General features: G+C 66.9%; 27 protein-coding genes. 9 read left to right on the top strand and 18 right to left on the bottom strand.

The window, feature by feature from the left end:
* Positions 1-180 precede the first annotated feature (180 nt).
* From AC099J_RS18965 to AC099J_RS18950, 4 genes are all read left to right on the top strand, one after another.
* On the top strand, positions 181-468 hold the full coding sequence (locus AC099J_RS18965) for a hypothetical protein (protein WP_479616838.1): 288 nt from the start codon (positions 181-183) through the stop codon (positions 466-468).
* Between the two features lie 574 nt (positions 469-1042).
* Positions 1043-1495 (top strand): BLUF domain-containing protein, encoded by a 453-nt coding sequence (locus AC099J_RS18960; protein ID WP_479616837.1) that lies wholly within the window; start codon positions 1043-1045, stop codon positions 1493-1495.
* A 142-nt stretch (positions 1496-1637) separates the two neighbouring features.
* Entirely contained in the window at positions 1638-2027 is a 390-nt protein-coding gene (locus tag AC099J_RS18955) for a hypothetical protein (protein ID WP_479616836.1), read from the top strand.
* A gap of 146 nt (positions 2028-2173) precedes the next feature.
* Positions 2174-2386: a hypothetical protein gene (locus tag AC099J_RS18950; RefSeq protein WP_479616835.1), complete on the top strand. Its 213-nt coding sequence runs from the start codon at positions 2174-2176 to the stop codon at positions 2384-2386.
* A gap of 226 nt (positions 2387-2612) precedes the next feature.
* Here the strand turns inward: AC099J_RS18950 and AC099J_RS18945 are convergent, their stop codons facing one another.
* Entirely contained in the window at positions 2613-3506 is an 894-nt protein-coding gene (locus AC099J_RS18945) for a LysR substrate-binding domain-containing protein (RefSeq protein ID WP_479616834.1), read from the bottom strand.
* A gap of 107 nt (positions 3507-3613) precedes the next feature.
* Here AC099J_RS18945 and AC099J_RS18940 point away from each other — a divergent pair, with 107 nt between their 5' ends.
* Entirely contained in the window at positions 3614-4816 is a 1203-nt protein-coding gene (locus AC099J_RS18940; protein ID WP_479616833.1) for an MFS transporter, read from the top strand.
* Positions 4817-4849: 33 nt separating this feature from the next.
* Here AC099J_RS18940 and AC099J_RS18935 read toward each other — a convergent pair whose 3' ends face one another.
* On the bottom strand, positions 4850-6073 hold the full coding sequence (locus AC099J_RS18935; protein ID WP_479616832.1) for a glycosyltransferase family 4 protein: 1224 nt from the start codon (positions 6071-6073) through the stop codon (positions 4850-4852).
* A gap of 153 nt (positions 6074-6226) precedes the next feature.
* Entirely contained in the window at positions 6227-7447 is a 1221-nt protein-coding gene (locus AC099J_RS18930; protein ID WP_479616831.1) for an MFS transporter, read from the bottom strand.
* Between the two features lie 137 nt (positions 7448-7584).
* Here AC099J_RS18930 and AC099J_RS18925 point away from each other — a divergent pair, with 137 nt between their 5' ends.
* Positions 7585-8181, top strand: a complete 597-nt coding sequence (locus AC099J_RS18925) for a hypothetical protein (protein WP_479616830.1) — start codon at positions 7585-7587, stop codon at positions 8179-8181.
* A 108-nt stretch (positions 8182-8289) separates the two neighbouring features.
* Here AC099J_RS18925 and AC099J_RS18920 read toward each other — a convergent pair whose 3' ends face one another.
* The gene (locus AC099J_RS18920) at positions 8290-9948 is read right to left on the bottom strand and encodes an aminotransferase class III-fold pyridoxal phosphate-dependent enzyme (RefSeq protein WP_479616829.1); all 1659 of its coding nucleotides are present in this window, start codon (positions 9946-9948) and stop codon (positions 8290-8292) included.
* 136 nt (positions 9949-10084) lie between these two features.
* On the opposite strand from AC099J_RS18920, the gene asd reads away from it, so the two are divergent.
* The 3 genes from asd (at position 10085) to AC099J_RS18905 (ending at position 11863) form a co-directional block, all read left to right on the top strand.
* Positions 10085-10993: an archaetidylserine decarboxylase gene (gene asd, locus AC099J_RS18915; protein ID WP_479616828.1), complete on the top strand. Its 909-nt coding sequence runs from the start codon at positions 10085-10087 to the stop codon at positions 10991-10993.
* Between the two features lie 178 nt (positions 10994-11171).
* Positions 11172-11468 carry an AbrB/MazE/SpoVT family DNA-binding domain-containing protein gene (locus AC099J_RS18910; RefSeq protein WP_479616827.1) on the top strand — a complete coding sequence of 99 codons (297 nt, stop codon included), beginning with the start codon at positions 11172-11174 and terminating at the stop codon, positions 11466-11468.
* Positions 11465-11863, top strand: a complete 399-nt coding sequence (locus AC099J_RS18905) for a type II toxin-antitoxin system VapC family toxin (RefSeq protein WP_479616826.1) — start codon at positions 11465-11467, stop codon at positions 11861-11863. Before AC099J_RS18910 ends, AC099J_RS18905 begins: the two co-directional genes overlap by 4 nt.
* Before the next feature lie 126 nt (positions 11864-11989).
* On the opposite strand, the gene AC099J_RS18900 is transcribed toward AC099J_RS18905, so the two are convergent.
* The 14 genes from AC099J_RS18900 to AC099J_RS18835 form a co-directional block, all read right to left on the bottom strand.
* Complete coding sequence (locus AC099J_RS18900; protein WP_479616825.1) at positions 11990-13435, bottom strand: serine hydrolase; 1446 nt, start codon at positions 13433-13435, stop codon at positions 11990-11992.
* A complete protein-coding gene (locus AC099J_RS18895) occupies positions 13432-13746 on the bottom strand; it encodes a PIN domain-containing protein (protein WP_479616824.1) in 315 nt (104 codons plus the stop codon). The genes AC099J_RS18900 and AC099J_RS18895 overlap by 4 nt, the downstream gene beginning before the upstream one ends.
* Entirely contained in the window at positions 13743-14000 is a 258-nt protein-coding gene (locus AC099J_RS18890; protein WP_479616823.1) for a FitA-like ribbon-helix-helix domain-containing protein, read from the bottom strand. Before AC099J_RS18890 ends, AC099J_RS18895 begins: the two co-directional genes overlap by 4 nt.
* A gap of 286 nt (positions 14001-14286) precedes the next feature.
* Positions 14287-15339 (bottom strand): acyltransferase, encoded by a 1053-nt coding sequence (locus tag AC099J_RS18885; protein ID WP_479616822.1) that lies wholly within the window; start codon positions 15337-15339, stop codon positions 14287-14289.
* Between the two features lie 122 nt (positions 15340-15461).
* Entirely contained in the window at positions 15462-16244 is a 783-nt protein-coding gene (locus AC099J_RS18880) for an enoyl-CoA hydratase/isomerase family protein (protein ID WP_479616821.1), read from the bottom strand.
* Positions 16245-16260: 16 nt separating this feature from the next.
* A complete protein-coding gene (locus tag AC099J_RS18875; protein WP_479616820.1) occupies positions 16261-17052 on the bottom strand; it encodes an SDR family oxidoreductase in 792 nt (263 codons plus the stop codon).
* Between the two features lie 8 nt (positions 17053-17060).
* Positions 17061-18044: a Bug family tripartite tricarboxylate transporter substrate binding protein gene (locus AC099J_RS18870; protein ID WP_479616819.1), complete on the bottom strand. Its 984-nt coding sequence runs from the start codon at positions 18042-18044 to the stop codon at positions 17061-17063.
* Positions 18045-18085: 41 nt separating this feature from the next.
* On the bottom strand, positions 18086-19735 hold the full coding sequence (locus AC099J_RS18865) for a long-chain-fatty-acid--CoA ligase (RefSeq protein ID WP_479616818.1): 1650 nt from the start codon (positions 19733-19735) through the stop codon (positions 18086-18088).
* Positions 19732-20889: an acyl-CoA dehydrogenase family protein gene (locus tag AC099J_RS18860; RefSeq protein WP_479616817.1), complete on the bottom strand. Its 1158-nt coding sequence runs from the start codon at positions 20887-20889 to the stop codon at positions 19732-19734. Before AC099J_RS18860 ends, AC099J_RS18865 begins: the two co-directional genes overlap by 4 nt.
* 295 nt (positions 20890-21184) lie before the next feature.
* The gene (locus tag AC099J_RS18855) at positions 21185-21604 is read right to left on the bottom strand and encodes a MaoC family dehydratase (protein WP_479616816.1); all 420 of its coding nucleotides are present in this window, start codon (positions 21602-21604) and stop codon (positions 21185-21187) included.
* Between the two features lie 11 nt (positions 21605-21615).
* The gene (locus AC099J_RS18850; RefSeq protein WP_479616815.1) at positions 21616-22059 is read right to left on the bottom strand and encodes a MaoC family dehydratase N-terminal domain-containing protein; all 444 of its coding nucleotides are present in this window, start codon (positions 22057-22059) and stop codon (positions 21616-21618) included.
* Positions 22060-22074: 15 nt separating this feature from the next.
* A complete protein-coding gene (locus AC099J_RS18845; protein ID WP_479616814.1) occupies positions 22075-23259 on the bottom strand; it encodes a lipid-transfer protein in 1185 nt (394 codons plus the stop codon).
* 271 nt (positions 23260-23530) lie between these two features.
* The gene (locus tag AC099J_RS18840; RefSeq protein WP_479616813.1) at positions 23531-23902 is read right to left on the bottom strand and encodes a response regulator; all 372 of its coding nucleotides are present in this window, start codon (positions 23900-23902) and stop codon (positions 23531-23533) included.
* Positions 23903-23931: 29 nt separating this feature from the next.
* Entirely contained in the window at positions 23932-24528 is a 597-nt protein-coding gene (locus tag AC099J_RS18835; protein WP_479616812.1) for an outer membrane beta-barrel protein, read from the bottom strand.
* Positions 24529-24753: the final 225 nt, after the last annotated feature.

Genomic DNA, 24753 nt, shown 5'->3' with positions numbered 1-24753 from the left:
TACATCCAGTTCTACAATCAGCAGCGCCTGCATTCTTCGATCGGCTACCGCTCACCTGCGATGTTTGAGAAGAGTGTGTGTTGACGAGCCTGTGTCTACTTTTGAAAAACAAGTTCCCTCGCGTCGGCAGGCCGCCGCTCGCGGCTCAGCTTCAACGTTAGGCGTCATCCATCAAACGATATGCGTAGCCAATTGCACGGCGGCTGGGAAATTCAGTTCCAAAAGAACGTTCATATGTACTGCCATAGCCTGAAGGTGTCGAAAGGTGCCCTGCAGTATGAAATCCCTTGTGAAGACTCGCCGCTGAGTGATGGCCTTGTTGCGATGTGGCTTTATGAGCTCAATCTAGATGAGCTGGCACGTCAAGACTTGCTGAAAGGCCTGACCCAGTGGGCACAATCGTCTGGAATGAAGTACAGGTTTTATTTGACAAGAAACGACTATCAAACCAATGACAATGGCCCCTGAAAAGACGCACAACAATTCCGTCTAGAGGGACGTCCCAAAGCTGCGCTTTGGGTTCCCTCCGCCTGCGGCTCCGGCCGCCCCTCATGTCAAACGTTGGGCATCATGAAGCTCGAGCCACCGAATTTGAAGATTCCGCTGTACAAGCGCGACTCGGCGAAGGTGTGGCTGCCTGTTTTCGCTGGAATCGTCGCTTGGCTTTTCCATCGCCCGATGGAATTTCCCCAAGCCTCAATTTCTTTTTTTGTCGGTGGTGCATTTTTGTGGTTCGTTTTTGCGTCCGGTACCTGTCATCGAATCTCACATCACCGAATTCCTCTAGTTCGCGGTCTTTGGCTCGTGGCTGTGATCGTCGGCATCACATGGTTTATGCGTCACGTCATCCCTTGTCTCCATGCCCTCGTTTAGCCGCCGGTCCAACCAAGCGCTCCAGCGGACGGCTTCGCCGCCCGTTGAGCGTATTCGTAGACCGCACAGTGTTCTTTCTGGATCCGCCTGCACTCTTGGAAGCCGAGCGGCATCCCGGTTTCCATACCTTGATCAAGGTCTGCCTTATGCAATACGCTAGGATAATCCAGTGACATACCAAATCATCTATTCTTCGGAAGCAGCAACTCCGATGCAGACCGACGATCTGGAGAAACTCCTTTGCCATGCCAGACGTAGAAACGCTGATGAAGGAATTACTGGTGCTCTAGTCTATGCAGATGGGATATTTCTGCAGATCCTTGAAGGTGACAAGGTTCGAGTTCAGGATTTGATGGCCAATATACGGCGGGACATGCGCCATGTAAGTGTGATCGTCTTGCGAGAAGGTGAAATTCCGGAGGCGATCTTTGGCAACTGGAAGATGGCATACGTTGGCGCAACACCGCAACAGGTAGCTGAATGGGCAGGCCTTGGCGCGGCAAGCAGTACCGCCGAAAGTCTTAGCGAGATGGTTGAAGAGCAGAATCGGACGGCGCAGTTCGCGCAGGACATTCTGTCATTGCTGGTGGCCGACGACACGACCAAAGGGAAGGTAGAGTGAGCGCGGCGCGGTCTAACGGTGCGGTCCAGCGGACGGCTTCGCCGCGAGCTGAGCTAATTCGTTGGGCATCGCAGACACCCACCCTCGCTCGTCCAACACCCCAGCTACCCCTCGACTTTTTTCCAACCAACAGGAGATATTCATGACAGCAAAGAAGAGCGTCCTGCTCGTTGGGCTCCGGCCTGAGCTGATCAATTTCGCAGATCCTGCATATGCTGCATTTCCGGGTCTCGACGCAGCCAAAGTAATGGCTGCACTTAAGGCCGATGAACACAGTCTCAATGCGATGGGATACGACGCGACGCTTTGCCTTACTGACTTTGGCGAAACGGCAGAAGCGGTTATCCGAGAGAAACTCAACGAGAAGAACTACGACTGTATTCTGATTGGCGCAGGGGTTCGCACGATCTCTCCCAACTTTCTCCTGTTTGAGAAGATAATCAACATCGTTCATGAGCATGCGCCCGCAGCTCGGATTTGCTTCAATACGAGACCGAATGACACGGCAGAAGCAGTGAAGCGCTGGGTATAGCGCCAAAGCAATGCCTCATCGGGTAGCCAGGAGTTTCTGACTTCCGGCCCCCACACCAATGCCATTAAGTCAAGCCTGCGGCTGGCCCGACGTGGCGCGCTTGCTGCGCGGCAGCGCCAAGGAGTTGGTGGTGCAGCACCGCCCGCATGCCGACGTTCGCCGTGCCTTGCAGGGCCTGGGGCTGCACTGCCCCGCACATCAAGACGATCAAGCATCGCCTGCACGTGGAAGGCTGGAGCGGCGAGCTGCCCCGTGCCATCGCGCAAGACGTGGCCGCCAAGGCGTTAATGCACAACATCGCCCAGGCCGTGTGCCAGCAAGCCCAGGAAACTCTGACGCCGCACATCGCCGAGCACTAACGCGTCAACCACGCCTATGCGCTGCGGCACCTGCCGCGCGTGGTGGTCGCCTAAATCGCGGCCGATCCGCTCGGTCTGGCGCAAACGCTGCAGGCCCTCGTCGCGCTGATCGCGCGCACCCGGGACAAAGGTCAGACCTGGCAGAAGCTTTGCTTGAGAGCATGGGATCGGCTGGGCACAACGGCCGAAGAAGGCTTATCGGTGAAACTGAACTTAATGGCATTGCTTACGCTCCGGCCCCCATCCGCTCCGCAATGAAATCCAAAAAGCAAGCAATCCGCGCCGACAGCTGCGTGTTGCGGTAATACACGGCGTTGACCGGCTGGCGCGCGTCCAGCGTGTCGCGCACCAGCAGCTGCACCAGATCGCCGCGCTGCCGGTCGCCCTCGGTCATGAAGTCCGACAGGCACACGATGCCCAGGCCCTGCAAGGCCAGGTGGCGCAGCGTCTCGCCGCTGGATGCGGTCATCGTCGGCACGATGGCGAACCCATCGCCGTGCGGCCCGCGCAAGGGCCAGCGGTTGAGTGACTCCGGCTGCGTGAAGCCGAGCAGCGCATGGCCGGCCAACGCCGCCACATTGCGCGGCCGGCCTCGCTCGGCCAGGTAGGCGGGGCTGGCCAGCACCCGCAGGCGCGTTGTGGCCAGCGGCCTGGCGTGCAAGGTCGAATCGCGCAACGGCCCGATGCGGATCGCCACATCGGTGCGGCGCTCCAGCAGATCGATGTTGAGCTCGTCGGTGTCCAGATCCAGCGCGATCTGCGGGTACGCCAGGCGAAACGCCGGCACCAGCGGCACGATGGCGTGCAGCATGAACGGCGTGGCAGCGTTGACGCGCAGCCGGCCCGACGGCTTGGCGCGGCGCACCGCCATCTGCTCCTCTGCCGCGTCGATGGATGCCAGGATGGCCTGGGTGTGCGCGAGGAAGGCATGGCCTTCTTCCGTCAGCTCCAGGCGGCGTGTCGTGCGGCGCAGCAGCGTGGTGTCCAACTTCTTCTCCAGCCGGCCGAGCGCGCGGCTGATGCCGGAGACGGTCTGCCCCAGCCGATCGGCCGCTGCGGTGATGGACCCGCTGGCGACGACGCCGGCAAAGGCCTGCAGTTCTTCCAGCGTGGTCTTCATATGGGCCAGGCGATTGTTGATTCCGAATCAACAGTATTGTGTTCAGAACCCCATTTTTCTGCAAAGCCGATCGGCCGACACTGCGCCCCTTCATCAGGAGTGTTTCCATGCCCATTGCCTTGCTCGCGCTGACGCTCAGCGCATTCGCCATCGGGACGACGGAGTTCGTTATCGTCGGCCTGCTGCCCACGGTGGCCGCCGATCTCGGCATCGATCTGCCATCTGCCGGTTTGCTCGTCAGCCTGTATGCGGCCGGGGTGGCCTTCGGCGCGCCGGTGCTGACCGCGCTGACCGGCCGCTTGCCGCGCAAGGCGCTGCTGCTGGGCCTGATGGCGCTGTTCACCGTGGGCAACCTGCTGGCCTGGCAGGCGCCGGGCTACGAATCACTGATCGCCGCCCGCGTGCTGACCGGCCTGGCCCACGGCGTGTTCTTCTCCATCGGATCGACCATCGCCACCAGCCTGGTGCCGCGGGAGCGCGCCGCCAGCGCGATCGCCATCATGTTCACAGGGCTGACGGTCGCGCTGGTCACCGGCGTGCCGCTGGGCACCTTCATCGGCCAGCACTTCGGCTGGCGCGCGACGTTTCTGGCGGTGTCGGCACTCGGCGTCATCGCATTCGTGGGCAGCTGGATCTTCGTGCCGCGCACGATTCGCCATACGCCGCCGGCCACGCTGATGCAGCAAGCCAAAGTGCTGGCCGAGCCGCGCCTGCTGCTGGTCTACGCCAAGACGGCGATTGGCTACGGTGGATCGTTCATCCCGTTCACGTTCCTGGCACCGATCCTGACCGACATCTCCGGCTTCAGCGTCGGCGCCGTGGGCTGGGTGATGCTGGTCTATGGCGCTTCGGTGGCGTTCGGCAACATCTGGGGCGGCAAACTGGCCGACCGCGTGGGGCCCATCCCGGCGTTGCGGATCATCTTCGCGCTGCTTGCTGCGGTGCTGCTGCTGTTCACGTTCACCGCGCCGCACAAGTGGCTGGCGCTGGCCACGGTGCTGCTGTGGGGCGCGGTCGCGTTCGGCAACGTGCCCGGCCTGCAGGTCTATGTGGTGAAGCAGGCCGAGCGCTTTGCGCCGCAGGCGGTGGATGTCGCCTCGGGCCTGAACATCGCAGCGTTCAACCTGGGCATCGCCGGGGCGGCCTGGGCCGGCGGCCTGATCGTGACGCATGTGGGCCTGATCCACACGCCGTGGATCGGCGCGCTGGTGGTGCTCGTGTCGCTGGCGCTCACGCAGTGGAGCGGCATGCTCGACCTGCGCAGCGGGTTGCCCGTGCGCGGTGGCCCGGCGGCGGCGGCAGGCCATTGAGCGCTGGGCGCATGCCCACGCTGCCCCGCGCCGTCAAGCCGCCCGTGCCATCGCAGGCACCTGAGCCTGCTGCCCGGGCACCTGCAACAGCGCGGTGAACAAGCTTTCCATCTCGCCCACCACCTGCGGCCAGGCGAGCGCGCTGGCCGCCTCGCGGGCGCGTTGCCGCACGGCCGCCACCAACGCAGGCTGCGCGGCCAGGCGCCGCGCCTGGCGCACGAAGGCATCGGTCTGGTCGAACCGCGCCAGCAGGCCGTTGTCTCGGTCGCGGATCAGCTGGCCGGCGGCGGCGTAATCGTAGGCCAGCACGGCCAACCCGCTGGCCATGGCCTCGGGCGTCACGTTGCCGAAGGTCTCGGTCACGCTGGGGAACAGGAAGACATCGCCTGACGCATAGTGCGCGGCCAAGTCGGCCCCGGTGCGTGCGCCGGCGAACACCACGCCGCGCCACAGGCGTGTGCAGTCCGCGCGCAGCGGGCCGTCGCCCACCATCACCAGCAGCACGCGCGGGTCGATCTGGCGCATGGCCTGCACGGCCTGCCACAGCACGGCCAGGTTCTTCTCGGCGGCGATGCGGCCCACGTGCACCACGACCGGCGTGTCCGGCTGCGCGCCCCAGGCGGCGCGCAGCGCCTCGCTGCGCCGCCCGGGGTGGAACAGCGTCGCGTCCACACCCCGCGCCACCACCTGCAGGCGCTGCAGTCCCTGGCCGGCCAGCTGTTGGCGCAGCGACTCGGTGGGCACCATCGTCAGGTCGCAGCGGTTGTGAAAGTGCCGCAGGTAGCCCATCAGCGGTTGCTGCAGCCAGGCCATGCCGTAGTGCTGGCCATAGGCGTGGAAGTTGGTGCGGAAGTCCGAACTCACCGGCAGACCCAACTTGCGCGCCGCGCGCAGCGCCGACCAGCCCAGCGGGCCTTCGGTGACGATGTGCACGATGTCCGGTGGCGCCGCGCCCCACAGCCGCATCAGCGCGCGGGTGGCGGGCAGGCCCAGCTTGAGTTGCGGGTAGTTGGGGATCGGCAGGCCGCGCAGCAGCACGTCTGCCCCACCGTCACGCCCTTCGCCGCCATGTTGGCGCGGCCGCACCAGTTGCACCTGGTGGCCGCGTGCGCGCAGGCCGTCGACCACGCAGGCGATGGTGGCGGCCACGCCGTTCACCTCGGGCGGATAGGTCTCGGTCACGACGGCAATGCGCAAGGCGCGCCGCTCGAGCGGGTACGCGTTGGCGGCGGTGGGGGTATGGTCGGCGCGCTGCATGGGGCCATGCTGGCGGCGCTGTGCGACAGGGATGTGTCGGGGGCGTGGCAGTTTGGTGTCGGCCCTGCAGGCGCCAGGCGCAAGCCGCAGCGGTCGACTTGCGCAGCGTCGTCGCGCGGTCGGCCGCACGCGCGGGATGCGGGCTGGGCAGCGTCAGCCGCCCGGCGACTTGCCCGGCACCGCCACGGTGAGCAGCGTCGTGCGGATGGCCCACAACGCCAGCGCCAGCAACACCCCGCCATAACCCAGCGCCGTGGCCTGCAGGCCGAACCAGCCGGTGGCCAGCCCCGCCAGGATGGCCGGCACGCTGAAGCCCAGATAGCTGCAGACGAAGAAGCTGGCCATCAGCCCGGCGCGCTGCTGCGGCGGCGCCAGCGGCACCAGCGTGCGCAGCGTGCCGTTGAAGCTGCAGCCCATGCTGAAGCCGGCCACCAGCGCGCCGACGAACAGGCCCGCCGGTGCATGCCAATGGATGCCGATCACCGCCAGCACCAGCCCCAGTGCCAACCCCGCCGCGCCGAAGACCAGCAACGCCCCGACCGGCCGGCGCTGCGCCACCACGCTGGCCAGCGCGCCGGGCAGCACCATGGCAGCGATCAGCGCGCCGCCTGTCAGCGGCGCGTCGTGGCCCGTCACCTGCCGCGCCAGCGTGGGGCCCAGCGAGAGAAAAAAGCCCGTCAGCGCCCACCCCACGGTGTTGGCCGGCAGCAGGCGCCACATCACCGCGCGCGCGGTCGGCGGCATGGCCAGCTGAGGCCGCAGCGAAGCCCAGGCGCCAGAGCGGCGCGCCAGGGTATCGGGCAAGCGCAGTGCCACGGCCGTCAGCACGGCGAGCATGGCCAGCAGCAGCTCGTACACCAGCCGCGTTGGCGCCGGCGCGAACTGCACCAGCGCAGCCGTGCCGAGCGCACCCAGCGCCATGCCGAGCATGGGCGCGATGCCGTTCAGCACGGAGGCGCGCAGTGGATTCAGATCCAGCAGCAGCGAACTGAGCGCGCTGGTCGCAATGCCGGTGGCCACGCCCTGCACGATGCGCGCCGCCAACAGCCAGCCCACCGATTCAGCCTGCCAGAACAGCACGACGGAGGCGAACTCGAGCACCAGCGCGCCCACGATGACGGGCCGCCGGCCCAGGTGGTCCGACAGGCGCCCGAACACCAGCAACGCCCCCAGCAGCGCGAACGCATAGCTGGCGAACACCCAGGTCAGCGTCAAGGCCGAGAAGCCCCAGGCCTCGCGGTACAGCCCATACAGCGGCGAAGGCGCGCTGGACGCCGCCAGGAAGGTGATGACCATGGCCATCGTCCACCACAACGCGCGCGCAGGCGCCAGGCGGCGGGGCACCGATGCGGGCAAGGAAGCAGGTGGTGGCATGGGGCGCTGGTCCAACGCCGGAGCAGTCGGCGTCTGCGCGATTGTGCGGGGAGCAGCGCCACGCTGCAGTCGCGCGCCTGTCATCAGTTCTTCATGCCGCTTCGTCACGATCGCGCCACATCCACCCAGGAGCCTTCGTGAACGACTTCTTTCGCACCGTGCAGATCCAGCGTGACGACGACCACCGTTACTACCACCACAGCCGCATCAACCAGTCGCTGCACCTGCTGAGCGCCTGCACCTTCGTGGTGGCCTACGCGCTGCTGTTCATCGACCCGGCGGCCGCTGCGCTGCTGGCCTGGGGCGTCAGCATGACGAGCCGCCAGGCGGGCCATTTCTTCTTCGAGCCCAAGGGCTACGACCACGTGAACCAGGCCACGCATGAGCACAAGGAAGCGATCAAGGTCGGCTACAACCTGCGCCGCAAGGTGGTGCTGATGACGCTGTGGGCGCTGCTGCCGGCGCTGCTGTGGCTGCAGCCCGACCTGTTCGGCCTGATCGAGCCGGCCACAGGCTTGGAAGGCTGGCTGCGCGACGTGGGCATGGCCTGGCTGGCGCTGGGCGTCGCCGCGCTGCTGATGCGCACAGTGCACCTGTTCTTTCTGAAGGGTGTGGGCGAAGGGCTGGCCTGGATGACGAAGATCATCACGGACCCGTTCCACGACATCAAGCTGTACTGGAAGAGCCCGCTGTATCTGATGCGCGGGGAGTTGATCGACCCGATGGGCCGCTGAGGTCGCCTTGAGATTGCGCTGAGGTCCATGCCCTTGGTCCCCACTGTGGGCGGGCCGAGGCGACCGAACGGGCATCTGCGCTCATGTCCCGCCAACGGCCCTGCCAAGTCAGCGACCGAACCCCAGCATCTCCTTGAGGATGCCGCGTTGAATCGACTTCTTCGTCAGCGCTTCGTCCTGCCACCACCAGCCATCCGCGCGCATCGCCTCGCAGCCGGCGATGAACCGGCGCGCGACTTCGGCAAACTCTTCGTCACCGTAGTTCAGGCTGAAGATCAGGCGCCCGGTGCCGATCCAGCTCAGCGCCAGCCCCTGCGCACGCAGGTAGTACTGCAGCATCCAGTGGTAGCGCGAAGCCTGGGTGTAGCCCACCGCCCACACGGTCGACATGGCACTCACGCGCACCGGCAGGTCGGCCGCCTGCAGCATCGCGTTCAACCGCGTCGCCCTCGCCTCCCAGGTCGCATCCAGCCCTTGATAAAGCTCTCGCACGGCCGGCGTCTCCAGCCGCTCCAGAAAGATCTGCATGGCCCCCATCACGTACGGGTGGGCGTTGAAGGTGCCGCGCGCAAAGCAGATGTCGGCCGGCTTGTCGTCGCGCCAGCGCTTCATCAGCGCGTGCGGGCCGCAGACCACACCCACCGGCAGGCCGCCGCCCAGCGTCTTGCCATAGGTCACCAGATCGGCCTTCACGCCGAAGTATTCCTGCGCGCCGCCAGGTGCCAGGCGAAAACCCAGAAACACCTCGTCGAAGATCAGCACGATGCCGCGCGCCGTGCAGACCTCGCGCAGGCGGCGCAGCCAGTCCGTGTAGGCGGCGCGGTCGTAGTGCGCGGGCGCGCGGCCGGCGACCAGCGACGAATCGGACGGCGCGTTCGCATTCGGGTGCAGCGCCTGCAGCGGGTTGACCAGCACGCAGGCGATGTCGCGTCGGCGGGCCAGCACGCGCAGCGTGCGCTCGTCCATGTCGCGCAGCGTGTAGGTGCGCTCGGCCGCGATCGGGTTGCCGATGCCGGGCTGCACGTCGTCCCACCAGCCGTGGTAGGCACCGCAGAAACGCACGATGTGCGTGCGCCGTGTGTGGTAGCGCGCCAGGCGCACGGCCTGCATCACGGCCTCGGTGCCGGACATGTGGAAGGAGACCTCCTCCATGCCCGAGATGCCGCGCAGCCGGCGCATGTTGTCCAGCACACACGGGTGGTAGCTGCCCAGCACCGGCCCGAGGTCCTGCACGCGCGCGCTGCCTTCGGCGATGCACGATTTGTAGAAGTCCACGCCGAACAGGTTCACGCCGTAGGAGCCGGCCAGGTCGTAGAACTGGTTGCCGTCCACATCGACCAGCAGCACGCCATGGCTGGCCTGCATGAAGCCGCCGATCTTCAGGCTCTCGCGCAGCGTGCGGCTGTACTGGAAGGGCACGCGGTAGCGGCTGGTGAACTGCAGGTCGGCGATGCCCTCCCGCGCGGCATCGGTCATGGCCAGCGTCTTGGCGAAGCGCTGCTCGAACAAGGTGGCCAGGGTGTGCAGGGCAGCCTGGCGCTGGGCCGCCACCGCACGCGGCGCACCGTCGGAATCGAAGAAGCGATCGGGCCCGAAATCGTAGAACGGCAGACGCCGCGCGACACGGCGCGCCAGCTTGGAATGGCCCGCCAGCGAGCGGTGCTTGGCGCGCGAGAGGGCCAGGCGCTGCTGGGCGGCGGGCAGCAGGGCGGCGGCGGCGGCAAGGGCCGCCACGCCGAGGCTGGTCAACAAAGTGGTGTCGTTCATGGCTTGGTCGAAGTGATCACCCTCCATTGGTAACCGCGAGATTTGTCAACCGTATGAAAAATGGCCCCCACACTCCCCGCTTCGCGAGGTTCGCTGCCCCCCGAGGGGGTGCTTTTCATCTTGGGGCGGCCCGGCGATGAAAAACACCTCCACCACTCTCACCCAGACGTTCGCCACCTGGCGCGACCGTCTGCTGTTGCAGGAAGACCTGAACTTCCTGCTGACCAACCGCGTGCCGCGACAGGCGCTCACGCGCTTCATGGGCTGGTTCAGCAAGATCGAGATCCCGCTGGTGCGCGCGGCCTCTATCGCGGTGTGGCGCGCCTGCACGAACATCGATCTATCGGACGCGCGGGAGCAGCACTTCAGCAGCCTGCACGCGATGTTCACGCGGCAACTCAAACCCGGCGCGCGCACGGTCGACATGGCGCAGGACGTACTGGCCAGCCCTTGCGACGGCATCGTCGGCGCCTGCGGTGCGGTGGCGGGCACGCGGCTGTTCCAGGCCAAGGGCTTTCCGTACGAGATCGGCGATCTGTTCGGCGACGCCGAGGCGGCCCGGCCCTGGCACGACGGGCAGTACGTGACGCTGCGGCTGACCTCGGCCATGTACCACCGCTTCCACGCGCCGCACGACTGCACGGTGGAGCAGCTGCGCTATCTCTCGGGCGACACCTGGAACGTGAACCCGATCGCGCTGAAGCGCGTGGAGCGCCTGTTCTGCCGCAACGAACGCGCCGTGCTGCGCACGCGGCTGGCCAGCGGGCACCCGGTGGCGCTGGTGCCGGTGGCGGCGATCCTGGTGGCCAGCATCCGCCTGCATTTCATGGACACGCTGCTGCACCTGCGCACGCTGGGCGCGCGGCCGGTGGACTGCGCGGCGCGTTTTGCCAAGGGCCAGGAGATGGGCTGGTTCGAGCACGGCTCGACCATCATCGTGTTCGCCCCCAAGGGGTTTGCGCTGTGTGATGGGATTGCGGAGGGGGCGCCGGTGCGGATGGGGCAGGGGTTGATGCGGCTGCCGGTGGTGAAAAGCGGGGGCTGAAGCGCAAATCGATCATTTGCGCTTCAAATTTGAAGCGTGAGGAACCCTTCGTAAGGCGATCAGACTGCAGCTTAAGCACGGCGGTAGACCACGGGTTGGCCACTGATGGCAATACTTCCTACTTGTTCTTTCGTACCAACTTCATCATACTCAATCCTTCTGATTGAAGGAAAATCTCATGGATGCCATCGACGTAACACTGGCCGAGCGCGGTCAGATCGTGATTCCCAAGGAGGCCCGCGACGCGCTGGGCCTCAAACCAGGGGCCACGTTGCGGCTGAGCATCGAGGATGGGCGGCTACTGATCGAGAAGAAAGTCAGCCTGGACCTGAGCCGCTGGGTGGGGCACGCGGCCGACGATGGCTTGTCCACCGCCCAGGTCCTGTCGGAATTGCGCGGCCGACCTGTGCCGTGGCGAGAAGAAAAGCCCGCAGAGAACTTGGCCGCGCCACGCCGGAAAACGCGCCGCGCATGAAGTCCGCCGTCGACTCCAGCCTGCTCTTCGACATCGTCAAGGGTGCGCCGGGCGCAGCTGCGGCACAGGCCGCTCTCGAATCCGCATTGGCGCATGGCAGCCTGTGTGCGTGTGCCATCGTGATCGCCGAGCTGGGGCGGTACTTCGGCAGTGAACAGGACCTGCGCGACTTTCTGGCTGCATGCCAGGTGGAGCACGACCCGCTGTCCATGGAGGCTGCCCTGGAGGCCGCGCGCATCATGCGTTCCTATGCGCGGAACAAGGGTCCGCGGGAGCGCGTCGCCCCCGATTTCCTGATCGGCGCCCACGCCATCCGGCAGGCCGATGCATTGCTGACGACCGATGCTGGTTTTTACCGGCACTACTTCGACGGCCTGAAGGTCATCGAACCCTGAAACGCAGCGAGTTCGCTGCGCTCTTCATCGACTGCGCCGCCGCTGCGTCGGTGCACCCCTTGCCGGCCAGCATTGCTGCAAGGCCAGAACGTCACACGGCACCGTCACGGCGGACAGGATCGGCGATCAATCGCAGGGCTGAAAGCGAACGCAGGCAGGGACGGCCCGGATCGCCACGAGCGTGTTCTCACCGTCGATTCGCTCGGCCCTGAACTTCACGCTGGAGCCCTCGCGCAAAGCAGCAACAAGGGCTTTGTCGCGCACTCGGAAGCGCAGGGTCGTGAACGGCAGATTTGCCCCAGGCACGACCTTCAAGTGCACGTACGCGCGCGTGCCACCGTCGTCCTCGGTGATGGCGCGCATGACGGCCCGCGTCTCGACGGGACTCGCCTGCGCTCCTGCTGCGGAAGCAGGCGTGGAGAACGCCACTTGTTCGCCAGCGTGCTCGCGTGTCGCGGCCACCACCTGCTGCAACAGGTGCTGCTGCACGCGGCCGATGCTCCCGTCGTTGTATTCGCCGGCAGTCGTCACCACGACCAGATCCAAGGTCGGCACCACAAACAAGCGCTGGCCGCCGTTCCCCAAGGCACCATGCCAGCCGACTTGCTTGCCGCGAACCCACACGCTGCCGAGCCACCAATGGTGGCCAAACTCTTCGCCCGGCTTACACGGCGCAAGCAAGGCCTGCACCCAAGCCTGCGGAACGATCTGCCGGCCTTCCCACCGGCCACCTTCCAGCACCAGCCTTCCGATGCGCGCCACATCACGCGGGCGCAACCGCAACCCCGTGTAGGCGCGCGTGCGGCCGCGCACATCATGGACCCACTCCCAGTCACGCAGGCCGAGTGGCTCGAACAGCCGCTGCCGGGCATATTCCTCCAGGCTTTGGCCTGTTCGCTGCTCCAGCAGAAGCCCCAGCACCGCGGTGAGTCCGCCGTTGTAGTTGAAATACGTGCCAGGCGACACCGAAACCCGCCGATCGAACACGTAACGGGCCCGGTCGCCGCGCCACAGCAGGCCGCTCTCGTCGTTGTCCCATCGGCCGTAGCGGCCGCTTTCATTCCAGGCGAGGCCACTGCGCATGCACAGCATGTCGGCCACCGTGATGCGCTCGCGACCGCCCGTGCGCAGATCGGCGAGCGCCGGCAGCAGATCCAGAACGGGCGTGGCCAGCGGCGGCACGGCGCGCTCGCTCTCGGCCATGCCCCAGAGCAATGCCACGACGGACTTCGTGACGGAGCGAACGTCGTGCGGTGTGTCGCGGTCGAAACGAACCCGGCTCGCCCACAGTGCGTAAGTCGACCGGTCCGGCCCCGAGCGATAGGCCTCGGCCACCAGACGGCCATGCCGCTCGACCACGAAGCCGTGCAGGTTGCGGGGACTTTGCAGGAAATCTTGAACGGCTTCGCACAGAAGGCGCGGATCGAATCCGGCCGACTCCGGATTCGTTTCGACCTTCCAGCCGTCATTGGCCTGCTGCGGTGTGCCGCAAGAACCTTCGACGGGCGTCGACGCGGCCGGGAAGGCGAACAAGCTCAGCGCGACGAGTATTCCAATGCCGGTAAGCCTCATGCGAAGCACGCTCCGTCGTTGCCATTGCCAACGCGACTGGGCATCAGGTCGGCATACGCTTGTGAGGTGTCCAGGTCGAACGCAAGCACGCGCCCGCTGAAGACCGGCACCACCTCGCGTTCCAGACGATCCAGATAGACGGTGCGCCGCTTGCCTGCCGGCAGCGCCGCCACACCGAAACGCAGTTCGGCCACGGTCACGGCGGACAGGTACAGGGTTTCAGTGGCTTGAGCGTCCATCCACGCCAGGACACGAGGATCGGGCACGAGCTTCCACAACTCGGAGATCACTTTGGTGTCGATGAGGATCACTCGAACCTCATTGGATCGGCCGGCGTCTTGTCGCGGATCTGGTTCAGATGCTCCACCTCGGCGTCGGTCAGCCCCCCGGCTTCGCGGGCGATGGACGCCAGCAAAGAACCGAGCTTGACGCGCTCAGGCGGGAGAGCGGTCGTTACCAGAATGTCGCGGATCTCGGCTTCGGTGCTGCGGCCGTGTTGCGCGGCGCGCACACGAAGGGCGCGGTGCACTGCATCAGGCAAATCTCTAACGGTTACGAAGGCCATGATTCAGTCCTGCATTGAGGTCAATGACTTCAAACTATAAGAAATGAAGTCATTGCGCAACGCATCTTCCGTTCACCGTCGGCCCCGCGCCTGCCGACTTAACTCTTCGGTGCGACAAGTAGCCCGCTTCACCGGTGCCTACTGGCGCCATCGCATCGGGCTTCGACGGGAGATGCCTCGCGATGATCGGGGGTTTAGATTTGAGACCTGACCCTGGCGCCGCTGGCGCCGTACTGGCGCTTTGTACGTCCCGAGGAGTGCTGGTTCGTCGGTTGCGATCAGGATCTCAGCCTGCCCCGAGCAGATCCCGATGGATGGAAGGGCGGGTCACCGTGCGGACGAACAGCGCCACCAGAATGCACGCGATGGCCGTCAACGCTGAGACCAGCAGCAACGTGACGGGCCTCAGCGCATAGAGGGTCGGCCACGTACTGCGGATGGCATCCGTGATGGCCGGCAGAAACAGCATGTGCGCGAGGTAGATCAGGTACGCACTGCGGCCGATCCATTCGAGACAGGCGGCCATCAGGCCCGTCCTCTGACGTTGCCGTGACGCGATGACGTGCAGCGCCAAGAAGATGGACGCCAGGAAGCTGGTGGCCTTGATCTGTGATGCGGCAAGGCCGAAAAGACCGCGCTCGTTCCAGTAGACGCCCTCGACCACGGCGGCCAACACGGCAGCGGCGGCCAGCCACAACCAGAACCGGTCGGTCCGGACTTTCACGGCATCCTGACGCCTTCCGGCCCAGAAGCCGAGATGGAAGAACGGCGCCCAGACCACGAAGGGCAGGCAGTAGTAGGGGAAGCGAGCCCAGGACTCCATTGCAAAGGCGGTGCGCGTCGCGTAGCTGGCTGCCAATCCGACCAGAGTGGTCACGAGCATCACGGCCACATGCGCCCTGGTGCTGCCCAGGCGCGCGATCAAGGGCACCAGCACGACGTACTGCAGCAGCACGATGACGTAGTAGCCGATGCCGATGCCACTGCCAAAGGCGTAGTCCTCCACCAAAGCACGTGGCGACGCGAAGTCACCCGGCCGCAGCACGGCGATGGCGATGGTCGTCCATACCAGGTAGGCCGGCAGAATGCGCCACCCGCGGCTGCGCCAGTAGCCCACCGCGTCATCGCGCCAGGACATTGCCGCGAAAAAGCCCGCCAGACACAGGAAGAGTGGCACGGCGAAATTGACGCCCTGCCGATACACGAGGCCAAATAGATGTGCCCAGGAATTCGGCGGAACGTCGAATGTCCGGCCTGCGGCGTGGATCGAGATCACCGCGAGGATCGCGACGCCCTTCCACCAATCCCAATGCCCGTTGCGCTGGTGCGTACTGCTCATCGGTCGATGATAGGCGCGGGGGTCGTGCCAGCGCACCTTGCGTTCACACCCACCCACGCGATCCGCATGCAAGCTCCGCACCCTGAGGGGAACCCTCCGGATCTCGATCCGCCCTCAGCCCCTCACCCCTTCGCCGGCCAGCCGAACTTCGCCGGCCGCTTCTCCAGAAAGTCCTGCACCGCAGCCTTGTGCTCGGGCGAGCCCATGGCCAGCGCCTGCGCGTCCGCCTCCAGGCTCAGCTGCAGCGCCAGATCGCCGGTGGACGCAGTGGCGCGCTTGATCAAACTGACGGCCATCGGCGAGGCGCCCTCGAAGCTGGCGGCCAGGGCGAGCGCGCGCGGCAGCAGGGCCTCGGGCGCGTGCATCTCCATCGCGAGCCCCAAGCGCAACGCCTCCTCCGCATTCACCTCGCGCGCCGACAGCAACAGCTCACGCGCACGCTGCGGGCCGACGACGCGCGGCAACGTGTAGAAAATGCCGCAGTCCGGCACCAGGCCGACCTTCAGGAACGACACGCACAGGCGCGTGCGCGGCGTGACCAACATGAAATCGGCCGCCAGCGCCAGGCCGAAGCCGGCGCCGAAGGCCGCGCCATCCACCGCGCAGATGACCGGCTTGTCCAGGCTCAGCAGATCACGCAGCCAGCGGTGCAGCAGGTGCAGGCGCTCGCGCCAGCCGGCGTTGTCCAGCCCGGCCGAGGCGATGTTGCGCAGGTCGCCACCCGAGCAGAAATGGCCGTTCGCGCCGGTGATGACCAGCGCGCGGATGGCGGCGTCGCTGCGCACGCGCTCCACCGCAGCCGCCACCTCGACCCGCATGTCGAGGCCGATGGCGTTGCGCGTGGCGGCGTCGTCCAGTGTCAGCAGCGCGGTCGCGCCCTTCAATTCGAAACGGGTCAGTGCCATGGTCGATCCGCTCTTGCTAGCCCGCACCCAGGTCGCGGCCACCGCCGAGCGAGCTGCCGCCGTCCACATGGAGGATGGCGCCCGTCACGTAGGCGGCCAGCGGTGAGCACAGCATCATGGCCATGTCGGCGATCTCGCGCGTGGTGCCCATGCGGCCCAGCGGCACCGAGTCGGTCACGCGCTTTTCGGCGGCGGCATCGGGCGCCAGCCGGCGCATGCCCTCGGTGCCGGCAATCGGCCCGGGCACCAGCGAGTTGACGCGGATGCCGTCCGGCCCCCACTCCATCGCCAGCACGCGCACCATCATGTCCAGCCCGGCCTTGGCCGCGCACACATGGGCCTGCAGCCGCGTCGGGTTGGCGGCCTGCGGGGCCGAGATGTTCAGCACGGCCGCACCCGGCTTGCGCAAAAACGCGTGGGCTGCGCGCACGACATTGAAGCCGCCCAGCAGGTCGATGTCGACCACGGTCTTGAAGCCCTTGGGCGACATGCCCAGCGCCGCAGCGACGAAGTTGCCGGCCGCGCCGGAGACCAGCACGTCGATGGGGCCGAAGCGCTCGTGTGCGCTGCGCAGCGCGGCCTCGATGGCAGAAGGCTCACGCACGTCGGCGCTGTAGCCCTCGACCTGGCCGCCGTGGCGGCGCAGTTGCTCGACGGCGCCGGCCACGCGCTCGGCCGAGCGGCTGGCGATCGCCACATGGGCGCCGGCCTCGGCAAAAGCATCGGCGATGCCCAGGTTGATGCCGCTGGAGCCGCCGGCCACGAAGACGTGGCGCCCGCTGAAGTCGAAGGGGTTGGGTCGTGTCATGTCACACCTCAGTCAATCTTGATGTTGGCCTCGCGGATCACCTTGCCCCAGACGTCCAGGTCGCGCAGCATCTCCTGCGCCCACTGGGCCTGCGGCTCGCCACCGGGCAACAGGCCCAGCTCTTCCAGGCGCTTGCGCACCTCGGACTGCGCGAGGATGGCGTTCAGTTCGTCCGAGAGCTTCTTGGCAATGGCCGGCGGTGTGGCGGCCTGCGTGAACAGCGCGAACCAGCCGTAGGGCTCGAAGGATTTGTAGCCCAACTCGGTGAACGTGGGCGCAGTGGGTGCCAGCGGCGAGCGGCGCGCGCCCGTCACGCCCAGCACCTTCACGCGCCCGCCGTTCACATGCCCGGCGGCGGTCGTCGCGTCGACGAAAGCCGCGCGCACCTGCCCGCCCATCAGGTCGCTCACCAGCGGCCCTGCGCCCTTGTAGTGGGCGATCGCCAGGTCCAGCCCGGCCTGGCTGTTCAGCATGGCCGAGTGCACGTGGCCCGAGGTGCCGTTGCCGTACGAGCCCAGCGCGTAGGTGCGCGGGTCGGCCTTGGCCAGCTTGACGAACTCTTCGACCGTGTTGGCGGGCACGTCGCGGTGCACCAGCAGCAGATCGGCCGAGCGCGCGGCCACGGCCAGCGGGTAGAAATCGCGCGTCAGCTCGTAGGGCAACTTGGCCATCATGGCCGGGTGCTGCACCATGACCGTGATGCCCATCAGGATGGTGTAGCCGTCCGGTGGCGCCTTGGCGACGAAATCGTTGCCCAGCACACCGCCGGCACCGGGCTTGTTCTCCACGACGACGGTGGCCTTCCAGTTCTCGGTCAGCTTGGCGGCCAGCAGGCGGCCGATGATGTCGGTGCCGCCGCCGGCCGCATAGGGCACGATCATGCGCAGCGGCCGGTTCGGAAAGTCCTGCTGCGCCCATGCGGGCAATCCGGCCAGGGCGAGCGAAGTGAAGGCCAGGGCCTGACGGCGCGTGAGCGCGTGGTGCTGTTGCATGCGTGTGTCTCCTTTTGTCGTGTCGATGGGGGGGAAGCGGGTCAGCCGGCGGCGTAGGCTTCCTGGATCTCGCGCCAGGCGACTTTGCCGGTGTTGGATTTGGGCAGTGCCGCGCGGAACTCCACGGCGCGCGGAGCCTTGTACACCGCCATGCGCGCGCGGCACCATGCGATCAACCCTGCCTCGTCCAGCGCCTGCCCGGGCCGCAGCACGACGACGGCGCACACGGCCTCGCCCTGCTTGGCATCGGGCCGCGCCACGATGCAGGCCTCGTGGATGGCGGGGTGCTCGTACAGCATGCTTTCGACCTCGGCCGGCCAGACCTTGTAGCCGCTGACGTTGATCATGCGTTTGAGCCGGTCGCGCATGAAGAAGTAGCCGTCTTCGTCGACCAGCGCCAGGTCGCCGGTGCGAAAGTAACGCTCGCCGTCGATCACCATGAAGGCGGCCCGGTTCGCCGCCTCGTCGCGCCAGTAACCCTGCATGACCTGCGCGCCGCGGCTGACCAGCTCGCCTACCTCGCCCACCGGCAATTCGGCCAGTGTCTCGGGGTCGACGATGCGCGAATCCACCCCGAAGGTGGGCACGCCCAGGCACTGGCGTTTGGACGCCTGCAGCGGGTTGCAGTGCAGGAACGACGCGGTCTCCGTCAGGCCATAGCCCTCGATGTAGGTGATGCCGAAGCGCTCCTTCAGCATGCTGGAGACGGCCTCTGGCATGGCCGCGCCGCCACCGTTCAGCATCGACAGGCTGGCAATGTCGCGCTGTTGTGCGTCGGGGTGCGCGAAGAAGTCGATCAGCATCGCCGGTGGCGAAGCCCAGACGGAGACGCGGTAGCGCTCGATCAGCGCCGCGGCGGCGGCCGCGTCCCAGCGCGCCAGCATGACCACGGTGGCCCCCTGCAGCACCGGCATCAGCATCGCGTTCTGCATGCCCAGCAGGTGGAACATGGGCGCCACGCCGAGCACGACGGATTCGGCATGCAGGTTGCGCCACAGGCAGGCACCAGCGCTCGACGCGGTCAGGCTGGTGTGTGTGTGCATGCAGCCCTTGGGCCGACCGGTGGTGCCGGAGGTGTAAGGCAGCACGGCGAGGTCATCGGGCCGGGCTTGCACAGGCTGCGCCGCAGCGCCGACGAGCGCGTCGGCCCAGGCCACGCAACCGGTCGGCAACACGGGCAGGCGCGGCGCGCGCACGACCTCGGGTACGGCCAAATCGGTCGCTGCCACCAGCGCATCGGCATAGCAGATCGCCACCACCGCGCGCAGCGCGCCGCTTGCCAGCGCGGGCTGCGCGGCGGGCAGCAGCTCCTGCGCCGCGATGGCGTGGCGGGCGCCGCTGTCTTCCAGGTAGTGGTCGACCTCGCCGGCGGTGCACATGGCGTTGACCGGCACCACCACGGCGCCGCAGCACTGCACGGCGAAGAAGGCGATGGCGAACTGCGGGCAGTTCTGGCTCATCAGCAGCACGCGGTCGCCTTGCGCGACACCGCTGCGCTGCAGGTGGCCTGCCAGCCGCTCGGCCTGGGCCTTGAAGTCGGCATAGCGCAGCACGTTGTCGTAGTAGACGATGGCCGGCCGCTGCGGATAGCGCGCGGCGCTGATGGCCAGGTTGTCCCACAGCGTGGTCTGCGGCACGGCCAGTGTGTGTGGCAGGCCCCTTGGCCAGTGGCGGTGCCAGGGATGGCTCATTGGTTCTCCATCGCGCGGGCAATGATCTCCTTCATCACCTCGTTGGCGCCGCCATAGATGCGCGAGACGCGCACGTCGGCGTACATGCGGGCGATCGGATATTCCTGCATGTAGCCGTAGCCGCCGTGCAGCTGCAGGCACTCGTCCACCACCTCGCAGGTGGTCTGGCTGATCCACCACTTGGCCATGGCGGCGGTGGGAATGTCCAGCTCGCCACGCGCCAGCCGGCCCACGCAATCGTCGACGAAGCTGCGCGCAATCGTCGCCTTCGTCTGGCATTCGGCCAGCTTGAAGCGCGTGTTCTGCAGCTTCAGCAGCGAGTCGCCGAAGATCTTGCGATCGCGCGTGTAGGCCAGCGTTTCGTCGACCGCGCGCTGCATGGTGGCCGCGCAGCCGATGGCCAGCACAAGACGCTCGCGCGGCAGCTGCAGCATGAGCTGTGCGAAGCCCTTGCCCTCCTCACCGCCGAGCAGGTTGGCCTGCGGCACGCGCATGTCGTCGAAGAACAGCTCGACCGTGTCCTGCCCCTGCTGGCCGATCTTCTCCAGTAGCCGGCCACGGCGAAAGCCGGGCAGGTCCTGCGTCTCGATGACGACCAGCGAGACACCCTTGGCCCGGGCCGTGGGGTCGGTCTTCACCGCAACGATGATGATGTCGGCCAGCAGCCCATTCGTGATGAAAGTCTTGGCGCCGTTGATCACGTAGTCGCTGCCGTCCTTGACTGCGCTCGTCGCGATGCGCTGCAGGTCGGTGCCGGCGCCGGGCTCGGTCATGGCGATGGCGGCGACGATCTCGCCCTGCGCCATGCGCGGCAGCCAGCGCTGCTTTTGCGCCTCGGTGCCGTAGGCCAGCAGGTAGTGCGCGACGATGCCGCTGTGCACGTTGATCGAGAAGCTGTTGACCAGTGCGCGCATCTGCTCTTCGCAGATCACGGCCTCGTGCAGAAAGCTGCCGCCACCGCCACCGTATTGCTCGGGGATGCCGGCGCACAGCAGGCCCAGCTCGCCGGCGCGACGCCAGATGGCGCGGTCGACGTGGCCCTGCTCTTGCCAGTGCTTGTGCTGTGGCACGCATTCGGTGTCGAAAAAGCGGCGAGCGGTATCGCGCACCATCTGCAGCTCGTCGTTCATCCAGGGGCGAGGCGCTTGGTTCATGGCAAGCACCTGCGCAAGATTGCGCTCATGCACAGGCCGCACCGGTCGGTGCCGCCGCCATTCGCGCTGTTGTCGATCCCCACTGCGCGGGGCCCCTCGCCAATTGCGCTCATGGACACCCTCCCCCGCACATCAGCACCTGGCCGCTGACGTAGTTCACGCTGTTGACGTTGACCTTGTAGCGCCCCCATTCCTTGGCCATGGCTTTGGTCAGCCCCATGGCCCGAGCCGGACACCAGGGCCACCTTGTCTTGCAGTTTGTGCGTCATGTCGTTGTCTCCTTCTTCAATCGGATTCAGGCCAGGGCGATGACGGCATCGCCCGCCAGCTTGGTCTGGCCATGCTGGTCGGTGGTGGACAGCTCCACGCGCACGCGGCGCTCGCCGTCCTGTTCGAACTTTTCGGTCACGCGGCCCGCGCAGCGCAGCTGGGCGTGCACCGGCGTGATGGCGACGAAGCGCACGCCGTATTCGCGCAGGGCCGTCTGCGGCACCCAGTTCGTCAGCAGCCGGCCCAGGTAGGCCATGGACAGCATGCCGTGCGCGAACACGTCGGCCTGGCCGGCGGCCTGCGCGAAATCGCTGTCCACGTGGATGGGGTTGTGGTCGCCGGATGCGCCGCAGTACAGCGCCAGCGTGAGGCGCGAAATCGGCTCGGTGGTGAAGGCCGGCAATGCGTCGCCGACGTTCAGTTGGTCGTAGGTGATCGTGGTCATGGCTTGTCTGTTCATCCGTTGCGCATCACGGTCACGCCCTGGAGATCGGCGACATGTTCGCCGTGCTGGTTCGTCACACGTGTCACGCGCACGACGAACTCCAGTGCGCCGCCCTTCTTGTCGTAGATGTCTTCGATGCGCTGCGCGAAGGTCAGCGTGTCGCCGACGTAGGCCATGCGGTGGTAGGTGAAGCGCTGCTCGCCGTGCAGCAGGCGCCGGTAGTCCAGCCCCAGCAGGTTGCGCAGCGCGGCCGGGTCGGGCGACTCCATTTCCAGGCAGAACAGGAAGGTGGGTGGCACCGGCAGCGCCGGGTGGCCGGCGTCGCGCGCGGCGGATTCGTCCAGATACACGGCGTCCGTCTGGCCCGTGGCCTTGGCGAAGAAGCGCAGGCGCGAGGCCTCCACCGCCACCGAGAAAGCCGGCTGCGTGTGGCCGATGTATTTCTTGTCGATCATGCTTGCCCCACCGAATCAAACGCGCTCGTACAGCGTGACGACGCAGGCGCCGCCCAGCCCCAGGTTGTGCTGCAGCGCCAGCCGCGCGCCTTCCACCTGGCGTTGGTCGGCTGTGCCGCGCAGCTGGTGCGTGAGCTCATAGCACTGCGCCAGGCCCGTGGCGCCCAGCGGGTGGCCCTTGGACAACAGGCCGCCCGAAGGGTTCGTCACCACCTTGCCGCCGTAGGTGTTGTCCCCATCGACGATGAACTTCTCGGCCGTGCCCTCGGGCGTCAACCCCAGGCCTTCGTAGGTGATGAGTTCGTTGGCCGTGAAGCAGTCGTGCAGCTCGACCACGTCCAGGTCGTCGGGGCCGACGCCGGCTGCCTCGTACACCTGCTTCGCAGCGGCCGCCGTCATGTCGTAGCCGACCACGCGGCGCATGTCGCCGCTGGCAAAGGTGCTGGGCGTGTCGGTGGTCATCGACTGCGCGGCGATGCGCACCTTGAGCGCGATGCCGTGCTTCTTGGCGAAGTCTTCCGAACACACGATGGCGGCGGCCGCGCCGCAGGTCGGCGGGCAGCACTGCAGCCGCGTGAGCGGGTCGAACACGGCCGGCGAGGCCATCACTTCCTCCAGTGTCACGGTGTCGCGGAACACCGCCAGCGGGTTGCGCGCGGCGTGCTGGCGCGCCTTGACCGAGATGCGGCCGAAGGTGTCGGCGCGGATGCCGTACTGCTGCATGTAGTCACGCCCGGCGCCGCCGAAAAACTGCGCCGCGCGCGGCTTGTCGGGCTCGAAACCCTGCAGCTCCTGCATGACCTCGGCGAAGCGCGCCATGGGCGAAGGGCGGTCGTCGTAGGCGCCCTTCAGTGCGCCCGGCACCATCTGCTCGAAGCCCAGCGCGATGGCGCATTCGGCGATGCCGCTTTCCACCGCCTGGCGCGCCAGGAACAACGCCGACGAGCCGCTGGAGCAGTTGTTGTTCAGGTTGAACACCGGGATGCCAGTGAGGCCCACGCGGTAGATGGCGGCCTGCCCGGCGGTGGAATCACCGTAGACGTAACTGACATAGGCCTGCTGCACGGCGTCGTAGGGCACGCCGGCGTCCTTGAGCGCCTGCTCGGCGGCGCGGGCGCCCATCACGGTGTAGAGCTCGCTCTTGCCCGGCTTGGTGAATGGGATCATGCCGACCCCGGCGATGTAGACGTTGCGCTGCATGTGCTGCCTCCTTTTGCCTGCCAAGATGGGTGGCACGCCCGAAGAAGGGAACGCCACGACGCTGGTGGGCAAGTCTAGGCAGGCAGGGCTCGCAGGGCGATGGCCCAACCGCTGCTACGCGTTGGCCCGAACGATCAAAAAAGAGGAGGGGGAGCGCTCGCGACAGCGTGGCGGCAGGGCTGATGCGCCGGGATGCAGCGGCCGGATGCCGCGCCGACCAGCGCCTGAGGTTCAGCGCCCGACTTCAGCGTCCGGGTGCAGCGGCTGCGGTTCAGCGGCCCGGCAGGGCCTGGGTGATGTCGTCCAGCAAGCTCTCCAGCGCGTCCAGCTCGAACGGCTTGGTCAGGGCCCGCACGTTGGGGCCCAGCGACGCCAGTTCGGCGCGCATGTCGTAGCCGGAGCAGAGCACCACCCACTGCTCGGGTTTCTCGGCGAGCACGCGGCGCGCCAGGTCGATGCCGCTGATGCCGGGCAGCCCGACATCGGTCAGCAGCACGTCGACGCTGCCGCGCGCCAGCGCGGCCAGCGCTTCCTCGCCGGTGGCGCAGGCGGTGATGTCGCGCTGCGGCGCTTCCAGCACCATGGTGATGGATTCGCGCAAATCCTCGTTGTCTTCGACATACAAGAGGCTGGTGGCGGTCATCGGGGCTCCAACGCGAGGTGTTTGCATGTTCAGAATTTGTACTTGAGGCCCACGCTGGTGGACCGGACCCAGGCGTTCTCGTCGCCTGCGAAATCGAAGCGGTGGCGCTGCCAGTCGAGCACGGCCGACCACTTGTCCGTGAACGCCCAATCGACACCCAGGCCGTAGGACGGGCCCCACCCGCTGGCGCGCCCGGTGGCGATGCCGCCGCCCGGCGGCCCATCGACACGCGTGCGGCCCCAGGTGGTGCCGACGCGGCCGAACACGCCCAGGCCCCAGCCGACCGGCGCGCGGCCCACCAGGCTCAGGTTGAAGCCCTCGGCCCGCGTGTCGCCACCGCCGCGCCCGGCCTCGCCCATGTTCACGTAGCCCATCTCGGCGCCCATGTAACGGTTGAACATGCCCCCGACATAGCCCTGACCGGCCATGCTGGGCTGGTTGCAGCCGCCGACGCCGCAGTCCAGCCGGTAGCGGGACGGGCCGAGGTTCACACCGGCATAGGGCTGCACTCCAGCCGGCATCCAGGCAGCACCGCGCAGCTCGTAGGACCCGCCCGTCTGTGCGAGCGCCGCGCTGCCCACCAGCGCCATGGCGCCAAGGCTTGACCACACGCGCAAGTTGTTCATACGAACCTCCTGAATGTCGACCGATTGCCCTTTACAGGATAGGCGACCACGAGCCATTGTGACCAGTGAGACGTCCGCCCATTGTGGGACAACGGCTGAAAAACGGGCGTATTCCTCACGGTGCCCTGACCGGCTGCGCGCAGGGGTGGACGCGCCGGCACCAGTCCTGCGCGCGGTGCTGTCCGCGCGTCAACGCCGGCGGGCGGCGGGCCCGCTGGCGGGGCT

It is taken from the genome of Rhodoferax sp. RT4P68, from assembly GCF_056521305.1.
Note: the sequence above shows the minus strand (reverse complement) of the source record. Positions and strands in the feature narration are given on the sequence as shown.

Coding starts and splice junctions, on each gene's coding strand:
- AC099J_RS18965 (WP_479616838.1), top strand. CDS start 181: ATGCGTAGCCAATTGCACGGCGGCTGGGAAATTCAGTTCCAAAAGAAC.
- AC099J_RS18955 (WP_479616836.1), top strand. CDS start 1,638: ATGACAGCAAAGAAGAGCGTCCTGCTCGTTGGGCTCCGGCCTGAGCTG.
- AC099J_RS18950 (WP_479616835.1), top strand. CDS start 2,174: ATGCCGACGTTCGCCGTGCCTTGCAGGGCCTGGGGCTGCACTGCCCCG.
- AC099J_RS18945 (WP_479616834.1), bottom strand. CDS start 3,506: ATGAAGACCACGCTGGAAGAACTGCAGGCCTTTGCCGGCGTCGTCGCC.
- AC099J_RS18940 (WP_479616833.1), top strand. CDS start 3,614: ATGCCCATTGCCTTGCTCGCGCTGACGCTCAGCGCATTCGCCATCGGG.
- AC099J_RS18935 (WP_479616832.1), bottom strand. CDS start 6,073: ATGCAGCGCGCCGACCATACCCCCACCGCCGCCAACGCGTACCCGCTC.
- AC099J_RS18930 (WP_479616831.1), bottom strand. CDS start 7,447: ATGCCACCACCTGCTTCCTTGCCCGCATCGGTGCCCCGCCGCCTGGCG.
- AC099J_RS18920 (WP_479616829.1), bottom strand. CDS start 9,948: ATGAACGACACCACTTTGTTGACCAGCCTCGGCGTGGCGGCCCTTGCC.
- asd (WP_479616828.1), top strand. CDS start 10,085: ATGAAAAACACCTCCACCACTCTCACCCAGACGTTCGCCACCTGGCGC.
- AC099J_RS18910 (WP_479616827.1), top strand. CDS start 11,172: ATGGATGCCATCGACGTAACACTGGCCGAGCGCGGTCAGATCGTGATT.
- AC099J_RS18905 (WP_479616826.1), top strand. CDS start 11,465: ATGAAGTCCGCCGTCGACTCCAGCCTGCTCTTCGACATCGTCAAGGGT.
- AC099J_RS18900 (WP_479616825.1), bottom strand. CDS start 13,435: ATGAGGCTTACCGGCATTGGAATACTCGTCGCGCTGAGCTTGTTCGCC.
- AC099J_RS18890 (WP_479616823.1), bottom strand. CDS start 14,000: ATGGCCTTCGTAACCGTTAGAGATTTGCCTGATGCAGTGCACCGCGCC.
- AC099J_RS18885 (WP_479616822.1), bottom strand. CDS start 15,339: ATGAGCAGTACGCACCAGCGCAACGGGCATTGGGATTGGTGGAAGGGC.
- AC099J_RS18880 (WP_479616821.1), bottom strand. CDS start 16,244: ATGGCACTGACCCGTTTCGAATTGAAGGGCGCGACCGCGCTGCTGACA.
- AC099J_RS18875 (WP_479616820.1), bottom strand. CDS start 17,052: ATGACACGACCCAACCCCTTCGACTTCAGCGGGCGCCACGTCTTCGTG.
- AC099J_RS18870 (WP_479616819.1), bottom strand. CDS start 18,044: ATGCAACAGCACCACGCGCTCACGCGCCGTCAGGCCCTGGCCTTCACT.
- AC099J_RS18865 (WP_479616818.1), bottom strand. CDS start 19,735: ATGAGCCATCCCTGGCACCGCCACTGGCCAAGGGGCCTGCCACACACA.
- AC099J_RS18860 (WP_479616817.1), bottom strand. CDS start 20,889: ATGAACCAAGCGCCTCGCCCCTGGATGAACGACGAGCTGCAGATGGTG.
- AC099J_RS18855 (WP_479616816.1), bottom strand. CDS start 21,604: ATGACCACGATCACCTACGACCAACTGAACGTCGGCGACGCATTGCCG.
- AC099J_RS18850 (WP_479616815.1), bottom strand. CDS start 22,059: ATGATCGACAAGAAATACATCGGCCACACGCAGCCGGCTTTCTCGGTG.
- AC099J_RS18845 (WP_479616814.1), bottom strand. CDS start 23,259: ATGCAGCGCAACGTCTACATCGCCGGGGTCGGCATGATCCCATTCACC.
- AC099J_RS18840 (WP_479616813.1), bottom strand. CDS start 23,902: ATGACCGCCACCAGCCTCTTGTATGTCGAAGACAACGAGGATTTGCGC.
- AC099J_RS18835 (WP_479616812.1), bottom strand. CDS start 24,528: ATGAACAACTTGCGCGTGTGGTCAAGCCTTGGCGCCATGGCGCTGGTG.